The sequence below is a fragment of the Streptomyces sp. NPDC049687 genome (genome assembly GCF_044465285.1).
Classification (GTDB): domain Bacteria; phylum Actinomycetota; class Actinomycetes; order Streptomycetales; family Streptomycetaceae; genus Streptomyces.
On the sequence record NZ_JBITLN010000007.1, the window covers coordinates 161936 to 176171 of the forward strand.

Here is a 14236-nt window from a genome sequence, read left to right on the forward strand (position 1 = left end):
AGAGGCCTGAAAAGCCGTCGGCCCCGCACGGATGTACGGGGCCGACGAGGGGCACGGGAACTGCTCAGCTCACCCGCCGGGCCCCCGCCGAGGGCACCGCCTCGAAGACACGGGGGGCGGTGTGGCCGGCCGCCGCGAAGGCCTCTTCGATCGCCTTGGTGAGGGTGTCGACGTCGGCGGCCTCGGCGAGGACGATCGCCGATCCGCCGAAGCCGCCGCCGGTCATCCGGGCGCCGAGGGCCCCGGCGGCGACGGCGGTGGAGACGACCAGGTCCAGCTCGGGGCAGGAGACCCGGAAGTCGTCACGGAGTGAGGCGTGGCCCTCGGTGAGGACCGGGCCGATGGCGCGGGTGTCGCCCGACTCCAGCAGCGCCACCACCCGCTCGACCCGCTCGTCCTCCGTCACGACGTGGCGGACCAGGCGGCGGACCTCCTCGTCGTCCAGACGGGCGAGCGCCGCGTCCAGGTCGGCGTACGGGACGTCCCGCAGCGCGTCGACGCCCAGCAGGGCCGCGCCCTTCTCGCAGCCGGCGCGGCGCTTGCCGTACTCGCCGTTGCTGTGGGCGTGCTTGACCCGGGTGTCGACGACCAGCAGGCGCATGCCCTCCGCGGCCAGGTCGAAGGGGATCTGCTTCTGGGCGAGGTCGCGGGTGTCGAGGAACAGGGCGTGGCCGGCCTCGCAACAGGCGGACGCCGTCTGGTCCATGATGCCGGTGGGGGCGCCCACGTAGACGTTCTCCGCGCGCTGGCACAGGCGGGCGAGCTGCCAGCGCTGCAGGCCGAGGTCGTAGAGGTCGTTGAGGGCGAGGGCCACGACGACCTCCAGGGCCGCCGACGAGGACAGGCCCGCGCCGGACGGGACCGTCGAGGTCAGATGGATGTCCGCGCCGGTGACCGGGTGGCCGGCCTCGCGCAGGGCCCAGACGACACCGGCGGGGTACGACGTCCACGCCTCGTCCGTCTCCGGGGCGAGGTCGTCCAGCCGCAGCTCTGCCACGCCGCCCTCGATGTCGGCCGAGTGGAGCCGCAGGATGCCGTCGTCGCGCCGGGAGACCGCCGCGAGCGCCTCGTGCGGCAGGGCGAAGGGCATCACGAAGCCGTCGTTGTAGTCGGTGTGCTCACCGATGAGGTTGACGCGGCCGGGTGCCGCCCAGACGCCGTCGGGTTCCGCCCCGTAGAGCGCGACGAAGGCTTCCCGGACCTGGTGCTGTGCCGCCACTACTGCTCCCTTGCGATGTGCTGCGCGAACTCCCAGGCGTCCGCGACGATGCCCGCGAGGTCCGCGCGGGACGGGTTCCAGCCCAGCTGTTCGCGGGCGGTGGCCGCCGAGGCGACCAGGACGGCCGGGTCGCCGCCGCGGCGTGGGGCCACGACCTCGGGGATCGGGTGGCCGGTGACCTTGCGGACGGTCTCGATGACCTCACGGACGGAGAAGCCGTTGCCGTTGCCGAGGTTGCAGATGAGGTGTTCGCCGGGCTGGGCGGCCTGGACGGCGAGCAGGTGGGCCTCGGCGAGGTCGGCGACGTGGATGTAGTCGCGGACGCAGGTGCCGTCCGGGGTCGGGTAGTCGTCGCCGTAGACGGAGATGGCCTCGCGTCGGCCCTGGGCGACCTGGAGGACCAGCGGGATGAGGTGCGACTCGGGGTCGTGGCGCTCGCCCTGGGCGCCGTACGCGCCCGCGACGTTGAAGTAGCGCAGCGAGACCGCGCCGAGCCCGTGGGCGGCCGCCTCACCCGTGATCATGTGGTCGACCGCGAGCTTGGTGGCCCCGTAGGGGTTGGTCGGCTTCGTGGGCGCGGTCTCGACGATCGGGACCTGTTCCGGCTCGCCGTAGGTGGCGGCCGTGGAGGAGAAGACGAGCGTGCGCACGCCGGCCTCGCGCATGGCACCGAGGAGGGCCATGGTGCCGCCGACGTTGTTGTCCCAGTACTTCTCCGGCTTGACGACGGACTCGCCGACCTGGGAGGACGCGGCGAAGTGGAGGACCGCGTCGAAGGAGGAGTCCAGCCACTTGCCGGCGTCGCGGATGTCGCCCTCGATGAACGTGGCGCCGGCCGGGACGCCCTCCCGGAAGCCGGTGGTCAGGTTGTCGAGGACGACGACCTCGTGGCCCGCCTCCAGCAGGTGCTGGGCGACCACGCTGCCGACATATCCGGCGCCTCCGGTGACCAGGTACTTCCCGCTCATGAACTCGCTACCTCTCGCAGTCGCTCGGCCGCGCGCTCCGGTGGCACGTCGTTGATGAAGACGTTCATGCCGGATTCGGAGCCCGCGAGGAACTTCAGCTTGCCGGACGTCCGGCGGATGGTGAAAAGCTCGAGATGCAGCGCGAAGTCGTCGCGGTTGACGCCCTCGAACTCCTCCAGCTGACCGAACGGCGCCTGGTGCCAGGCGGCGATGTACGGCGTCGGAGGCTCACCCTCACCGAAGATACGGTCGAAGCGCCTCAGGAGTTCCAGGTAGACCCTGGGGAACTCGCTGCGCGCGTCCTCGTCCAGGCCGAGCAGGTCGGGCACGCGGCGCTTGGGGTACAGGTGCACCTCGTACGGCCAGTGGGCGGCGTGCGGCACGAAGGCGACCCAGTGTTCACCCTCCAGGACGACCCGCTCGTCGGCGAGTTCACGCTCCAGGACGGCGTCGAAGAGGTTCTCCCCGCCGGTGGCGTCCTTGTGCGCGGCGACCGAACGCAACATCAGGGCGGTGCGGGGGGTGGTGAACGGGTAGGCGTAGATCTGCCCGTGCGGGTGACCCAGGGTCACACCGATCTCGGCACCGCGGTTCTCGAAGCAGAACACCTGTTCAACGGAGGGCAGATGCGACAGTTCGGACGTCCGGTCCGTCCACGCGTCGAGGACGAGTCGCGCCTGCTCCTCGGTGAGGTCGGCGAAGGACGCGTTGTGGTCGGAGGTGAAACAGACCACCTCGCAGCGTCCGGAGTCGCCGGCCAGGGAGGGGAAACGGTTCTCGAAGACGACGGCGTCGTACGACGAGTCCGGGATCTCGCTCAGCCGCTCGCCCTGGGAGGGGCAGAGCGGACATTGGTCGGCAGGCGGGTGGTAGGTGCGCCCCTGCCGGTGCGACGCGATCGCGACCGAGTCGCCGAGCAGCGGATCCCTGCGCACCTCCGAGGTGGTGACCGTGCGGTCCAGCGGACGGCGGTCCACCGCGTCGCGCACCGAGTCGTCCCGCAGGTCGTAGTAGATCAGCTCACGACCGTCGGCCAGCCGGGTCGAGGTCTTCTTCACCGCGACTCTCCATTGCCAAGTCAAGACATCAAACAGAACCGAACACATAGAAACACAAATCCGCGCAGTAAGAAACCCTCACAACCAAACAAAGACCACCAGACAAGGTGAGCTCCGGATGCAGACCCCCACAGATCCTCTGTACCTGGCGGCCGAGCTGCGGCTCCCCACGAACGCGCTCGACTACACGATCCTCGGCATCTACTTCGTCGTCGTGCTGGGCATCGGCTTCGCCGCCCGCCGGTCGGTGAAGACCAGCCTCGACTTCTTCCTCTCCGGGCGCTCACTGCCCGCCTGGATCACCGGCCTCGCCTTCATCTCGGCCAACCTTGCCGCCACCGAGATCCTCGGCATGGCCGCGAACAGCGCGCAGTACGGCGCGTACACCGTGCACTGGTACTGGATCGGCGCCATCCCGGCGATGGTGTTCCTGGGGCTGGTGATGATGCCGTTCTACTACGGCAGCAAGGTCCGCTCCGTGCCCGAGTTCCTGCTGCTCAGGTTCGACAGGGGGGCTCATCTGCTGAGCTCGATCCTGTTCGCCTTCGCGGCGATCCTGATCGCGGGCGTCAACCTGTACGCGCTGGCGATCGTGGTGGAGGCGCTGCTGGGCTGGCCGCAGTGGGTGGCGATCGTGGTCGCCGGCTTCTTCGTCCTGGCGTACATCACCCTGGGCGGCCTCTCCTCGGCGATCTACAACGAGGTGCTCCAGTTCTTCGTGATCCTGGCGGCGCTGATCCCGCTGTCGGTGCTGGGCCTGAAGAGGGTCGGCGGCTGGGGCGGCCTGACGGACAAGCTGACCGCGACGCACGGGGACGACTTCGTCACGGCCTGGGGCGGCACCGGCATCGGCAGCGCGAACCCGCTGGGCGCGAACTGGCTGACGATCGTGCTGGGCCTCGGCTTCGTCCTCTCCTTCGGCTACTGGACGACGAACTTCGCGGAGGTCCAGCGCGCGCTGTCGGCGCGCAACCTGTCGGCCGCCCAGCGCACTCCCCTGATCGCCGCCTATCCGAAGATCTTCATCGTGTTCCTGGTGATGATCCCGGGGCTGGTGGCCGCCGTCCTGGTGCCGAAGATCGGCACGAGCGGCTCGGACCTGCAGTACAACGACGCGATCCCGTACCTGATGGCGAATCTGCTGCCGAACGGGGTGCTGGGCATCGCGGTGACGGGTCTGCTGGCGGCGTTCATGGCCGGCATGGCGGCGAACGTGTCGTCCTTCAACACGGTGTTCACCACCGACATCTGGGCGAAGTACGTGGTGCGCGGCCGCGAGGACGCCTACTACGTCCGCTTCGGCCGCCTGATCACGGCGATCGGTGTCATGGCCTCGGTCGGCACGGCGTTCCTGGCGTCGTCGTTCTCGAACATCATGAGCTACCTGCAGACGCTGTTCAGCTTCTTCAACGTCCCGATGTTCGTGGTCTTCATCGTCGGCATGTTCTGGAAGCGGGCGTCGAAGAAGTCGGGCTTCTGGGGCCTGCTGGCCGGCACGACGGCGGCGATGATCAACTACTTCGTCCTCTACAAGCAGGACATCATCGGCATCCCCTCCGACCAGGGCGCCAACTTCGTCTCCGCGATCGCGGGCTTCGTGGCGGGCGCGGTGGTGATGGTGGCGGTCTCGCTGTTCACCGCGCCCAAGCCCGAGGAGGAGCTCCAGGGCCTGGTCTACGGCACCCGCTCCCCCGGCATGGCCGAACCGCCGGCCGCGGGTGACGACGCCTGGTACCGCAGGCCGGCGCTGCTGGGCTGGGGGGCCGTGATCCTGGCGGCCGCCTGCTACATCCCGTTCTCGTTCTGAGCCCCGTCGCGATTCGCGCGTACCGAGGGAGGATGGAAAGACCATGTCCGAGCAATTCGAGCCCGACGAGCGGGCCACGGCGGCCGAGCGGCTGCGGCGGGCGGGATACTCCGAGGCCGACGTCCAGCGGGAGGTCACCGAGCTGGAGGAGAAGTCCGAGACGGCGGCCCGCATCTTCGACCTGCGCCGCATCATCGGCGGCCTGTTCGTGCTGTACGGCGTCATCCTGACGATCACCGGCATGACCGACAGCGACGCGGAGATCGACAGGGCCCAGGGCATCAACATCAACCTGTGGACGGGCCTGGGGATGCTGGCCCTCGGCCTCTTCTTCCTGCTGTGGCTGTGGCTGAGGCCGGTCTCGGCTCCGGCGCCACGCCTGCCGTTGCCGGAGGAGGAGCTCCCCGAGTGACCGGGGCGGCTTCCCGTGGATCACCGCGTCTCGTCCGGGGATCCATGGGGCAGGGGGCCGGCGCGGTCCAGGAGGCCCGTGCGGGCCGCCAGGGCCGCCGCTTCCAGACGGGAGCCGACGCCCAGTTTCATCAGGACCCGCTGGACGTGGGTGCGGGCGGTGGAGGGGGCGATGCCCATACCGGAGGCGATCAGGCGGGTGTCCTCGCCGTCGGCCACGCGGACCAGTACCTCGATCTCTCTGGGGGTGAGCATCTGGAGCAGGCGCTGGCCCTCGTCGTCCGGCTGGGCCGCCGGGTTCAGGAGTTCGCTGAAGGCTCCCTGCAGGAGCTGCGGGGCCACCGCCGCCTCACCCGCCCTCGCCTTCATGATCGCTCGTTCCACGCCCTCGATGCGCTCGTCATGGCGTACGTAACCGGAGGCGCCCGCGGCGAAGGCGGCGGCGATGCCCCGGGGGTTCGGCACCGGGCCCAGGACCAGGACCGCCACCTGCGGGCGCTCCCGCTTGATGCGGACCACGGGGTCGAAGATGCCCGGCTCGGCGGGGGTCGCCGTACCCAGCAGGCACACCTCGGGCGCCCGGGTGATCACCAGTTCCGCCGCCCCCGCGGCGGGCGCGGCCGCGGCGAGCACCCGGTGCCCCCGCAGTTTCAGTGCCGAGGCCAGCGCCTCGGCGAGCAGGCGGTGGTCGTCGACCACCATCAGCCGCACTCCCATCGAGCAACCCCCCAGTCCCGCCACGGAACACGACATGCCTGGCACGACAGACAAAAGGCGCCCCCCGGCACCCCGCCTTTCATGCCCCCGGAAGCTACACGCTTGTTCGACGTTGCGCTCCCCCTACCGGTGAGAAGTGCCCGGATCGCCGAAATTCCTCGCATCCGAGGTTGACTAGCGGTAAGTGAACGGCCCCGCCCCTGAAGAGGGACGGGGCCGCGGGGCCTGTCGAGCCGGTCAGCTTCCCGTACCGAAGGCGATCGCCAGGTACTCCTTGCCGCTGCCGGTCGGCTCGTCGGCGTACGTGCCGGCCATGTACAGCCGGCCCTGCGAGTAGAGGATCTCCGAGTACTCGGGGGACATGGCGCTCTCCATCTCCCGAGCCTCCTCCGAGTCCGGGTTCTCCAGCAGCGTGGTCTGCTCGAACGAGGTGCCGTCGATGCTGACGACCTGTCCGCCCTTGTCGTACGGCGGCTCCTTGTACGCGATCACGTTGCCGCCGTCCATGCGCAGCGGGGAGATCGTGTAGTCGGTGCCGGAGTCGGCGCGCTGGCCGGTCTGCTTGCCGGTGCCCAGGTCGAAGGCGACGATCTCGTTGGCCCTGCCGCTGTCGCCGGTGTCCTTCTCCTCGGTGGCGATGTAGAGGCGGTCGTTGCCGACGGCCAGGCCCTTGCACGCCTCGGGCAGGTCGATGCTGTCGCACTCGGCGGCGTACTCGTCGCCCGGCGCCGAGATGCGGGTGCGCAGTTCACCGGTCTTGTTGTCGATGGAGAAGAAGTCCGAGATGCCGCTGCCGTCACCGGCGCTGTCGCCGACGTCGGCGGCCACGACCAGCGGGTCCGTCGAGACGACTCCGGCGTACTCGATGTCGGTGGCCATCTTGTACTCGGACAGCACCTTCCCGGAGGCCGGGTCGATGGTCTGGATGTGCAGCTGCGGCGCGTCGTAGGAACCGCACTTGCGGACCGCGACCAGCTTGGCGCCGCCGCCGTAGCCGGCGTCGTAGCAGGTGTCGGACGTCTTGGGAGCCCAGAGCTGCTTTCCGGTGGCGATGTCGAAGGCGGCGCCGCCGTCGGTGCTGCCGACCGCGACCGTGTTCGCGCTGACGGTGACGTTGTCGAAGTCGATCAGGTCGTCACCCGAGTTTGCGGTCTTCGTCCACAGCTGCCGGCCCGCGGTGAGGTCGATCGCCGCGATCTGGGAGCAGCCGGCCGTGGAGTCCTTCGGGGGCATCTTCGGCTGGAAGACGATCGCGGTCCGCCCGTCCTCGTTGGTCTGGCGGCTCGCCGCGCACACCGGGCCGGGGAGCTTGACCGTCCAGAGCTTGGTGCCCTTGTCGCGGTCGTAGCCGACGATCTCGGCGACACCGGTCTTCACATAGGCCTTGTCGGTCAGCCAGGAGCCGTCCACGGCCACGCTGTCGTCCTTGCCGACCGTGGGCATGGGCAGTTGGAAGAGGGCCTTGGCGCCGGTGTCGGCGGGCGCCTTCTCGCTGCCCTTGGCGGTGCCGCCGCCCTTGTTCTCGTTCCCGCCGGTGCCGCCGGAGGCGGTGGGGCCGTCCTGCTTGCCGTCGCCCCCGGAGGACTTCGCGTACCAGACGCCGCCGCCGACGATCAGCGCGATCGCCGCGACCGCCGCCACGATGATCACCATCGAGGCGTTCATCCTGCGCTTGCCGCCGGGCGCGGTCTGCTGCGGCTGCAGGGGGACGGTGGGGTGCCCCGGGTAGCCCGGCTGGACGGGGGAGACCGGCTGGCCCGGGTAACCGTGGCCGGGGTGGCCCGGGTAGCCGTGGCCCGGCTGGCCGTACGCGGGCGGCTGCGGGGCCTGTGGGGCGGCGGCCGGATAGCCGTAGCCCTGGGGGGCCTGCGGGTAGCCGTAACCGGGCTGGGGCGGACCGGCGGGCGGAGGCGCCTGCGGGGTGCCGTGGCCGCCCTGGGGCGAGGTGTCCCGGGGCTGCTGGGGCGGGCCGAAAGCGCCCTGCTGCTGCGGAGGTTGGTGCTGTGGCATGCCGGAACCTCCCTGCGGGGGCTGGTTCGGCGGCGGGGGCGGTGGGGGCGGCGGCTGGGTCATGGTGTGGTTCACCTCGGCGGGACGCTCGGGGACGACGGGGCTGCGGTCGCAGACCGGGGAAGGGTGTCGGGGGATCCGGCCGGGCGCGGACGGCGGCGGCGGATCGGCCGGGCCGCACGGCCGGCGGGATCCGGCCGGGTGGGGACGGCGGTCGCCGGTCCGCCCGGCTCGCCCGGCTCACTTGCCGTAGGCGAGCATCAGCTTCTCCTTCCCGTCGTCCTCGCCGTTCAGCTGGGTGGAGGAGAGGTAGAGACGGCCGTCGATCCAGGCGCGGTCGCCGTCGTAGAAGCCGTCCTCGATGTCGATCGTGCTCTCGGGCATCTGCAGCAGCGTCGTCGGCGTATGGGCGGATCCGGTCGTGGGGATGGACACCACCCGGCCACCCGCCTCGGAGGACGGCTCCACGTACGCGACGAGCTTGCCGCTCTCGGTCTTCATCGGCACCATCGCCTCGTCGGTGGGCGACTTCACGCGCCACTTCTCCTTGCCGTCGGCGAGGCCGATGGCGACGATCTCGTTGGCGCCGCTGGTCGCGTCCGTAGGCAGGTAGAGGGTGTCGGCGTCGACCGCCGTGCCGAGGCAGCCGGTGAGGTCGGTGTCGAAGAGGGCCCAGCCGCAATCGGGGTCGAAGTCCTCGTCGACGGCGACCTGCGAGCGGAAGGTGCCGTCCGCCTTGAACGTGGAGATGTTCCAGGTGTTCTTGTCGTCGTTGGTGCTGTAGACGACCAGCGGGTCGAGGGAGTACACCCGCTCGACCGACCACCCCTTGTCGAACTTCTGGGTCCACTTGACCTTGCCGGTCGCCGGGTCCAGCTCCTGGAGTTCGTCGTGCTCGTCGGCCTTCAGGGCGGCACAGGACGACACCATGACCAGCCGGGCCCCGCCCGCGAACGCCGACGGGAAGCAGGCGTCACCGTACTTCTGCTTGTCGTACAACTTCTTGCCGGTGCGGACGTCGTACGCCACCCCGGACTGCGAGCGGGCCACCATCAGCGTGTTGCCCGCGACCGACAGCCCGATGCTGCTGCCCACGCTGTCGAAGAGCTGACCGTCCGGGACCTCGGCGGTCCAGCCCTTGGCGCCGGTGGCGAGGTCGATCTGCTGGAGCTTGTTGCACTGGGCGCGGTCGCTGACGCCGCTCATATAGGCGACGACGATCTTGTCGTCGGCCGTCTTCTGCGAGGTGACCCCGCAGATCTTCTGCGGGAACGTGATCGGGTCCCAGGTCGGCTTCCCGTCGCCCACGTTGTAGGCGACGACCTCCTTGTACGCGGCCTTCACCGCGGTCTTGGACGTGATCCACATTCCGGGTGCGTCGGCGCCGTCGGCGGGCGCGTCCGGTGCCTCCTTGTACCAGAGCACCTTCGCCTCGCCCGCCTTGCGGCCCGCGTTGAGGTCCTCCGGGTCCGAGCCGCCGTCGCCGCTGCCGTCACCGGGGTTGACCGGGCTGTCGCTCGCGTTCGGCTTGTCGTCGCTGGGTCCGGCGACCGGCTTCTTGCCGCCGTCGTCGCCGCTCGTGACCGCGAACACGGTCCCGCCGATCACCAGCAGCGCGGCGACCGCCGCGCCGACGACCAGCGCGGGGCGCCACGTGAAGGGGTTGCGCGAGCCGGAGCCGGGGGGCGGGGTGCCGGGGGCGCCCGGGAACTGCGGCGGGGGCGGGTAGCCGTAGCCGGGCTGCTGGTAGGGGGCGGCCTGCCGGCCGTAGGGGCCGGGCGTGCCGTACGGTCCCGGCTGCGCGGGCTGCGCGTACGGTCCGGGCTGCTGGGGCGGGCCGTACGGTCCGGGTGCGGCGGGGGCGCCGTAGGGTCCGGGCTGCGGCGGGTGGCCGTAGCCGGGCTGGGGCGGCTGCGCGGGCGGCTGGGGTGCGCCGAAACCGCCGGGCGGCGGGGCCTGCGGGGGCTGGTCCTGGGGCGGCTGGTTCTGGGGCGGCTGGTTCTGAGGTGCTCCGAAACCACCCTGGTGCGGCGGCTGATTGGGCGGCTGAGCCATCAGCGTGTTCCCCCTTGTCACCAGTTTTCGGCCACGCCCCGAGGTTGGTGACGGCCCCCGAGTCGTCGTCAGAAAGTTCTCAGACGGCCCTTTGTATCACTCGGGACTGACGGCCCACGGGCCGATCCACCCTCGTTCCCAAGGGAGGACCGGCCCGTGATGCCGTTGTTACGCGCCTTCACGCGCCCTTCACGCGTCCTCGGCGAGTTCCAGCCAGCGCAGCTCCAGTTCCTCCCGCTCGCCCGCCAACCCGCGCAGTTCGGCGTCGAGTTCGGCGACCTTCGCGAAGTCGGTGGCGTGGTCGGCGATCTGGTTGTGCAGCTTGGACTCCCGCTCGGAGATCTTGTCCAACTGGCGCTCGATCCGCTGGAGTTCCTTCTTCGCGGCGCGCTGGTCGGCGGCGCTCTTCTCCGGGGCGGGCTTCTGCGCGGCCGCCGGGGCGGAGGCGGCCGCGGCCTCCTCCATGCGCTGGCGTCGCTCCAGGTACTCGTCGATGCCGCGCGGGAGCATGCGCAGGGTGGCGTCGCCGAGGAGGGCGTAGACGCGGTCGGTGGTGCGCTCGACGAAGAACCGGTCGTGGGAGATGACGATCATCGAGCCGGGCCAGCCGTCGAGGACGTCCTCCAGCTGGGTGAGGGTCTCGATGTCGAGGTCGTTGGTCGGCTCGTCGAGGAAGAGGACGTTGGGCTCGTCCATCAGCAGGCGCAGGAGCTGGAGGCGGCGACGCTCACCGCCGGACAGGTCGCCGACCGGCGTCCACTGCTTCTCCTTGTTGAAGCCGAACGTCTCGCACAGCTGTCCGGCGGTCATCTCGCGGCCCTTGCCGAGGTCGACGCGCTCGCGGACCCGCTGGACGGCCTCCAGGACCCGCAGGCCGGGGTCGAGTTCGCCGACCTCCTGGGAGAGGTAGGCGAGCTTGACGGTCTTGCCGACGGTGACCCGGCCGCCCGCGGGCTGCGCCTCGCCCTCGGTGCGGGCGGCCTCGGCCATGGCCCGCAGCAGGGAGGTCTTGCCGGCGCCGTTGACGCCGACGAGGCCGATGCGGTCGCCGGGGCCGAGGTGCCAGGTGACGTGCTTCAGCAGCACCTTGGGGCCGGCCTGGACGGTGACGTCCTCGAGGTCGAAGACGGTCTTGCCGAGCCGCGAGGACGCGAACTTCATCAGCTCGCTGGTGTCCCGGGGCGGCGGCACGTCCGCGATGAGCTCGTTGGCCGCCTCGATCCGGAAGCGCGGCTTCGACGTCCGCGCGGGCGCGCCGCGCCGCAGCCAGGCCAGCTCCTTGCGGACCAGGTTCTGCCGCTTGACCTCCTCGGTCGCGGCGATGCGCTCGCGCTCCGCGCGCGCGAACACGTAGTCCGAGTAGCCGCCCTCGTACTCGTGGACGTCGCCGCGCTGGACGTCCCACATGCGCGTGCAGACCTGGTCGAGGAACCAGCGGTCGTGCGTGACGCAGACGAGGGCCGAGCGGCGCGCCTGGAGGTGCCGGGCCAGCCAGGCGATGCCCTCGACGTCCAGGTGGTTCGTGGGCTCGTCGAGGACGATCAGGTCCTGCTCGTCGATGAGCAGCTTGGCGAGCGCGATACGACGGCGCTCACCGCCGGAGAGCGGTCCGATGACGGTGTCCAGGCCCTGCGGGAAGCCGGGCAGGTCGAGGCCGCCGAACAGTCCCGTCAGGACGTCCCTGATCTTGGCGTTGCCCGCCCACTCGTGGTCGGCCAGGTCCCGGATGACCTCGTGCCGTACGGTCGCGGCGGGGTCCAGCGAGTCGTGCTGGGTGAGGACGCCCATGCGCAGCCCGCCGGAGTGGGTGACCCGGCCGGAGTCGGTCTCCTCCAGCTTGGCGAGCATGCGGATCAGCGTGGTCTTGCCGTCGCCGTTGCGACCGACGACACCGATCCGGTCCCCTTCGGACACGCCGAGCGAGATGCCGTCGAGGAGCGCACGGGTGCCGTACACCTTGCTGACGTTCTCGACATTGACCAGATTGACGGCCATTTCTCTCCTGCCCGGGGGGTCGATCGACCCTCCAGGGTAGTCCGGCGGAGCACCCGGCCTTCACACACCGGTCAGGGCCGACGGCGGGGTCCGGGGACGGCGGGCTCCCGGACGCTCGCGTCGGCGGGGCCCGGGAACGCCCGTCGCCCCGCCGTTCGGTGCCGGCCGCAGCTCCCGCGCAAGCCCCTTCACACCGCCCGCTCAGGGGTCAGGACGCGGACACGACCGTCGCCCCCGGCGCCGGACCCGACGTCACCCGCACGCTGCGGCACGTGCCCGAGGCCGTCAGCCCCTCCGCGATCCTCGCGGCGGCGGCGGGGTCGCGGGCCAGGAAGGCCGTGGTCGGGCCCGAGCCCGAGACGAGGGTCGCCAGCGCCCCGGCCGCGCGGCCCGCGGCGAGGGTGTCCGCCAGCTCGGGGAAGAGGGAGAGCGCGGCGGGCTGAAGGTCGTTGGAGACGGTGGCCGCGAGCGCGTCGGGGTCGCCCTTGGCCAGCGCCTCGAGGAGGTCCCGCGACGCGACCGGCTCCGGGATGTCGAGGCCCTCGCCGAGCCGGTCGAACTCGCGGAACACCGCCGGGGTCGACAGCCCCCGCTCGGCCAGGGCGAACACCCAGTGGAACGTCCCGCCGACCTCCAGCGGCGTCAGCTTCTCGCCGCGCCCGGTGCCCAGGGCCGCCCCGCCGACCAGGCTGAACGGCACGTCGCTGCCCAGCTCGGCGCAGATCTCGAGGAGCTCGTCCCGGGACGCCCCCGTACCCCACAGTGCGTCGCAGGCCAGCAGCGCGCCCGCGCCGTCCGCGCTGCCGCCCGCCATGCCGCCGGCGACGGGGATGTCCTTGGCGATGTGCAGGTGGACGCGGGCGTCCCGGTCGTAGCGCTCGGCGAGGGCGAGTGCCGCCCGTGCGGCGAGGTTCGTGCGGTCCAGGGGGACCTGGGCTGCGTCCGGGCCCTCGCAGGTGACGCGCAGCTCGTCGGCCGGGGTCGCCGTGACCTCGTCGTACAGGCCGACGGCCAGGAAGACGTTCGCCAGGTCGTGGAAGCCGTCCGCGCGCGCGGCGCCCACCGCGAGCTGGGCGTTGACCTTCGCGGGCACGCGCACGGTGACGCTCACGCGGCGGTCTCCTTGTTGTTCTTGGCGTGCTCCGCGATGCGGGCGAACTCCTCGACGGTGAGCGACTCGCCGCGCGCCTGCGGGGACACCCCGGCGGCGACCAGGGCCGCCTCGGCCGCCGCCGCCGAACCGGCCCACCCGGACAGCGCGGCCCGCAGCGTCTTGCGCCGCTGGGCGAAGGCCGCGTCGACGACCGCGAAGACCTCGCGCTTGGACGCCGTGGTCTTGATCGGCTCGGTCCTTCTCGTGAGCGAGACGAGCCCGCTGTCGACGTTCGGGGCGGGCCAGAAGACGTTGCGGCCGATGGCGCCGGCCCGCTTGACCTCGGCGTGCCAGTTGGCCTTGACGGACGGGACGCCGTACACCTTCGAGCCGGGGGCGGCGGCGAGGCGGTCGGCGACCTCCGCCTGGACCATCACGAGGGTGCGCTCGATGCTCGGGAAGGTGTCGAGCATGTGCAGCAGCACCGGCACGGCCACGTTGTACGGCAGGTTCGCGACCAGTGCGGTCGGGGCGGGGCCCGGCAGTTCGGCCACGTGCATCGCGTCGGAGTGCACCAGCGCGAAGCGCTCCGCGCGCTCCGGCATGCGCGCCGTGATCGTCGCGGGCAGGGCGGCGGCCAGCACGTCGTCGATCTCGACGGCGGTGACGCGGTCGGCGACCTCCAGCAGGGCGAGCGTGAGGGAGCCCAGGCCCGGGCCGACTTCGACGACCACGTCGTCGGGGCGGACCTGTGCGGTGCGGACGATACGGCGGACCGTGTTCGCGTCGATCACGAAGTTCTGGCCGCGCTGCTTGGTGGGGCGTACACCGAGGGCGGCGGCGAGTTCGCGGATGTCGGCGGGGCCGAGGAGGGCGTCGGGGGCGGGGCTGCTCACGGGACAA

11 protein-coding genes are annotated in these 14236 nt (G+C 71.3%); 2 read left to right on the forward strand and 9 right to left on the reverse strand.

Translation table 11 applies throughout. The features are described 5' to 3' along the window. Nucleotides 1–64: 64 nt before the first annotated feature. From galK to galT, 3 genes are read right to left on the reverse strand one after another with little or no spacing between them, the layout of a single operon-like run. Nucleotides 65–1219, reverse strand: coding sequence for a galactokinase (gene galK, locus ACIBVL_RS22385; protein ID WP_399099022.1), 1155 nt, complete (start codon nt 1217–1219; stop codon nt 65–67). After that, entirely contained in the window at nt 1219–2187 is a 969-nt protein-coding gene (gene galE, locus ACIBVL_RS22390) for a UDP-glucose 4-epimerase GalE (RefSeq protein WP_399099023.1), read from the reverse strand. The genes galK and galE overlap by 1 nt, the downstream gene beginning before the upstream one ends. Continuing rightward, a complete protein-coding gene (gene galT / locus ACIBVL_RS22395; protein ID WP_399099024.1) occupies nt 2184–3245 on the reverse strand; it encodes a galactose-1-phosphate uridylyltransferase in 1062 nt (353 codons plus the stop codon). Before galT ends, galE begins: the two co-directional genes overlap by 4 nt. A gap of 118 nt (nt 3246–3363) precedes the next feature. Between galT and ACIBVL_RS22400 the strand changes: the two genes are divergently transcribed. After that, nucleotides 3364–5052: a sodium:solute symporter family protein gene (locus tag ACIBVL_RS22400; RefSeq protein ID WP_399099025.1), complete on the forward strand. Its 1689-nt coding sequence runs from the start codon at nt 3364–3366 to the stop codon at nt 5050–5052. A 43-nt stretch (nt 5053–5095) separates the two neighbouring features. Further along, complete coding sequence (locus ACIBVL_RS22405; protein WP_399099026.1) at nt 5096–5464, forward strand: hypothetical protein; 369 nt, start codon at nt 5096–5098, stop codon at nt 5462–5464. 20 nt (nt 5465–5484) lie between these two features. Here ACIBVL_RS22405 and ACIBVL_RS22410 read toward each other — a convergent pair whose 3' ends face one another. The 6 genes from ACIBVL_RS22410 to rsmA form a co-directional block, all read right to left on the reverse strand. Further along, a complete protein-coding gene (locus tag ACIBVL_RS22410) occupies nt 5485–6180 on the reverse strand; it encodes a LuxR C-terminal-related transcriptional regulator (protein WP_399099027.1) in 696 nt (231 codons plus the stop codon). Nucleotides 6181–6417: 237 nt separating this feature from the next. Then, nucleotides 6418–8253 (reverse strand): PQQ-binding-like beta-propeller repeat protein, encoded by a 1836-nt coding sequence (locus ACIBVL_RS22415; RefSeq protein WP_399099028.1) that lies wholly within the window; start codon nt 8251–8253, stop codon nt 6418–6420. A 177-nt stretch (nt 8254–8430) separates the two neighbouring features. Further along, the gene (locus ACIBVL_RS22420; RefSeq protein ID WP_399099029.1) at nt 8431–10245 is read right to left on the reverse strand and encodes a PQQ-binding-like beta-propeller repeat protein; all 1815 of its coding nucleotides are present in this window, start codon (nt 10243–10245) and stop codon (nt 8431–8433) included. 189 nt (nt 10246–10434) lie between these two features. Then, the gene (locus ACIBVL_RS22425) at nt 10435–12240 is read right to left on the reverse strand and encodes an ABC-F family ATP-binding cassette domain-containing protein (RefSeq protein ID WP_399099030.1); all 1806 of its coding nucleotides are present in this window, start codon (nt 12238–12240) and stop codon (nt 10435–10437) included. Between the two features lie 208 nt (nt 12241–12448). Beyond that, nucleotides 12449–13351, reverse strand: a complete 903-nt coding sequence (locus tag ACIBVL_RS22430) for a 4-(cytidine 5'-diphospho)-2-C-methyl-D-erythritol kinase (protein ID WP_399099031.1) — start codon at nt 13349–13351, stop codon at nt 12449–12451. Next, nucleotides 13348–14229: a 16S rRNA (adenine(1518)-N(6)/adenine(1519)-N(6))-dimethyltransferase RsmA gene (gene rsmA, locus ACIBVL_RS22435; RefSeq protein ID WP_399099032.1), complete on the reverse strand. Its 882-nt coding sequence runs from the start codon at nt 14227–14229 to the stop codon at nt 13348–13350. Before rsmA ends, ACIBVL_RS22430 begins: the two co-directional genes overlap by 4 nt. Nucleotides 14230–14236: the final 7 nt, after the last annotated feature.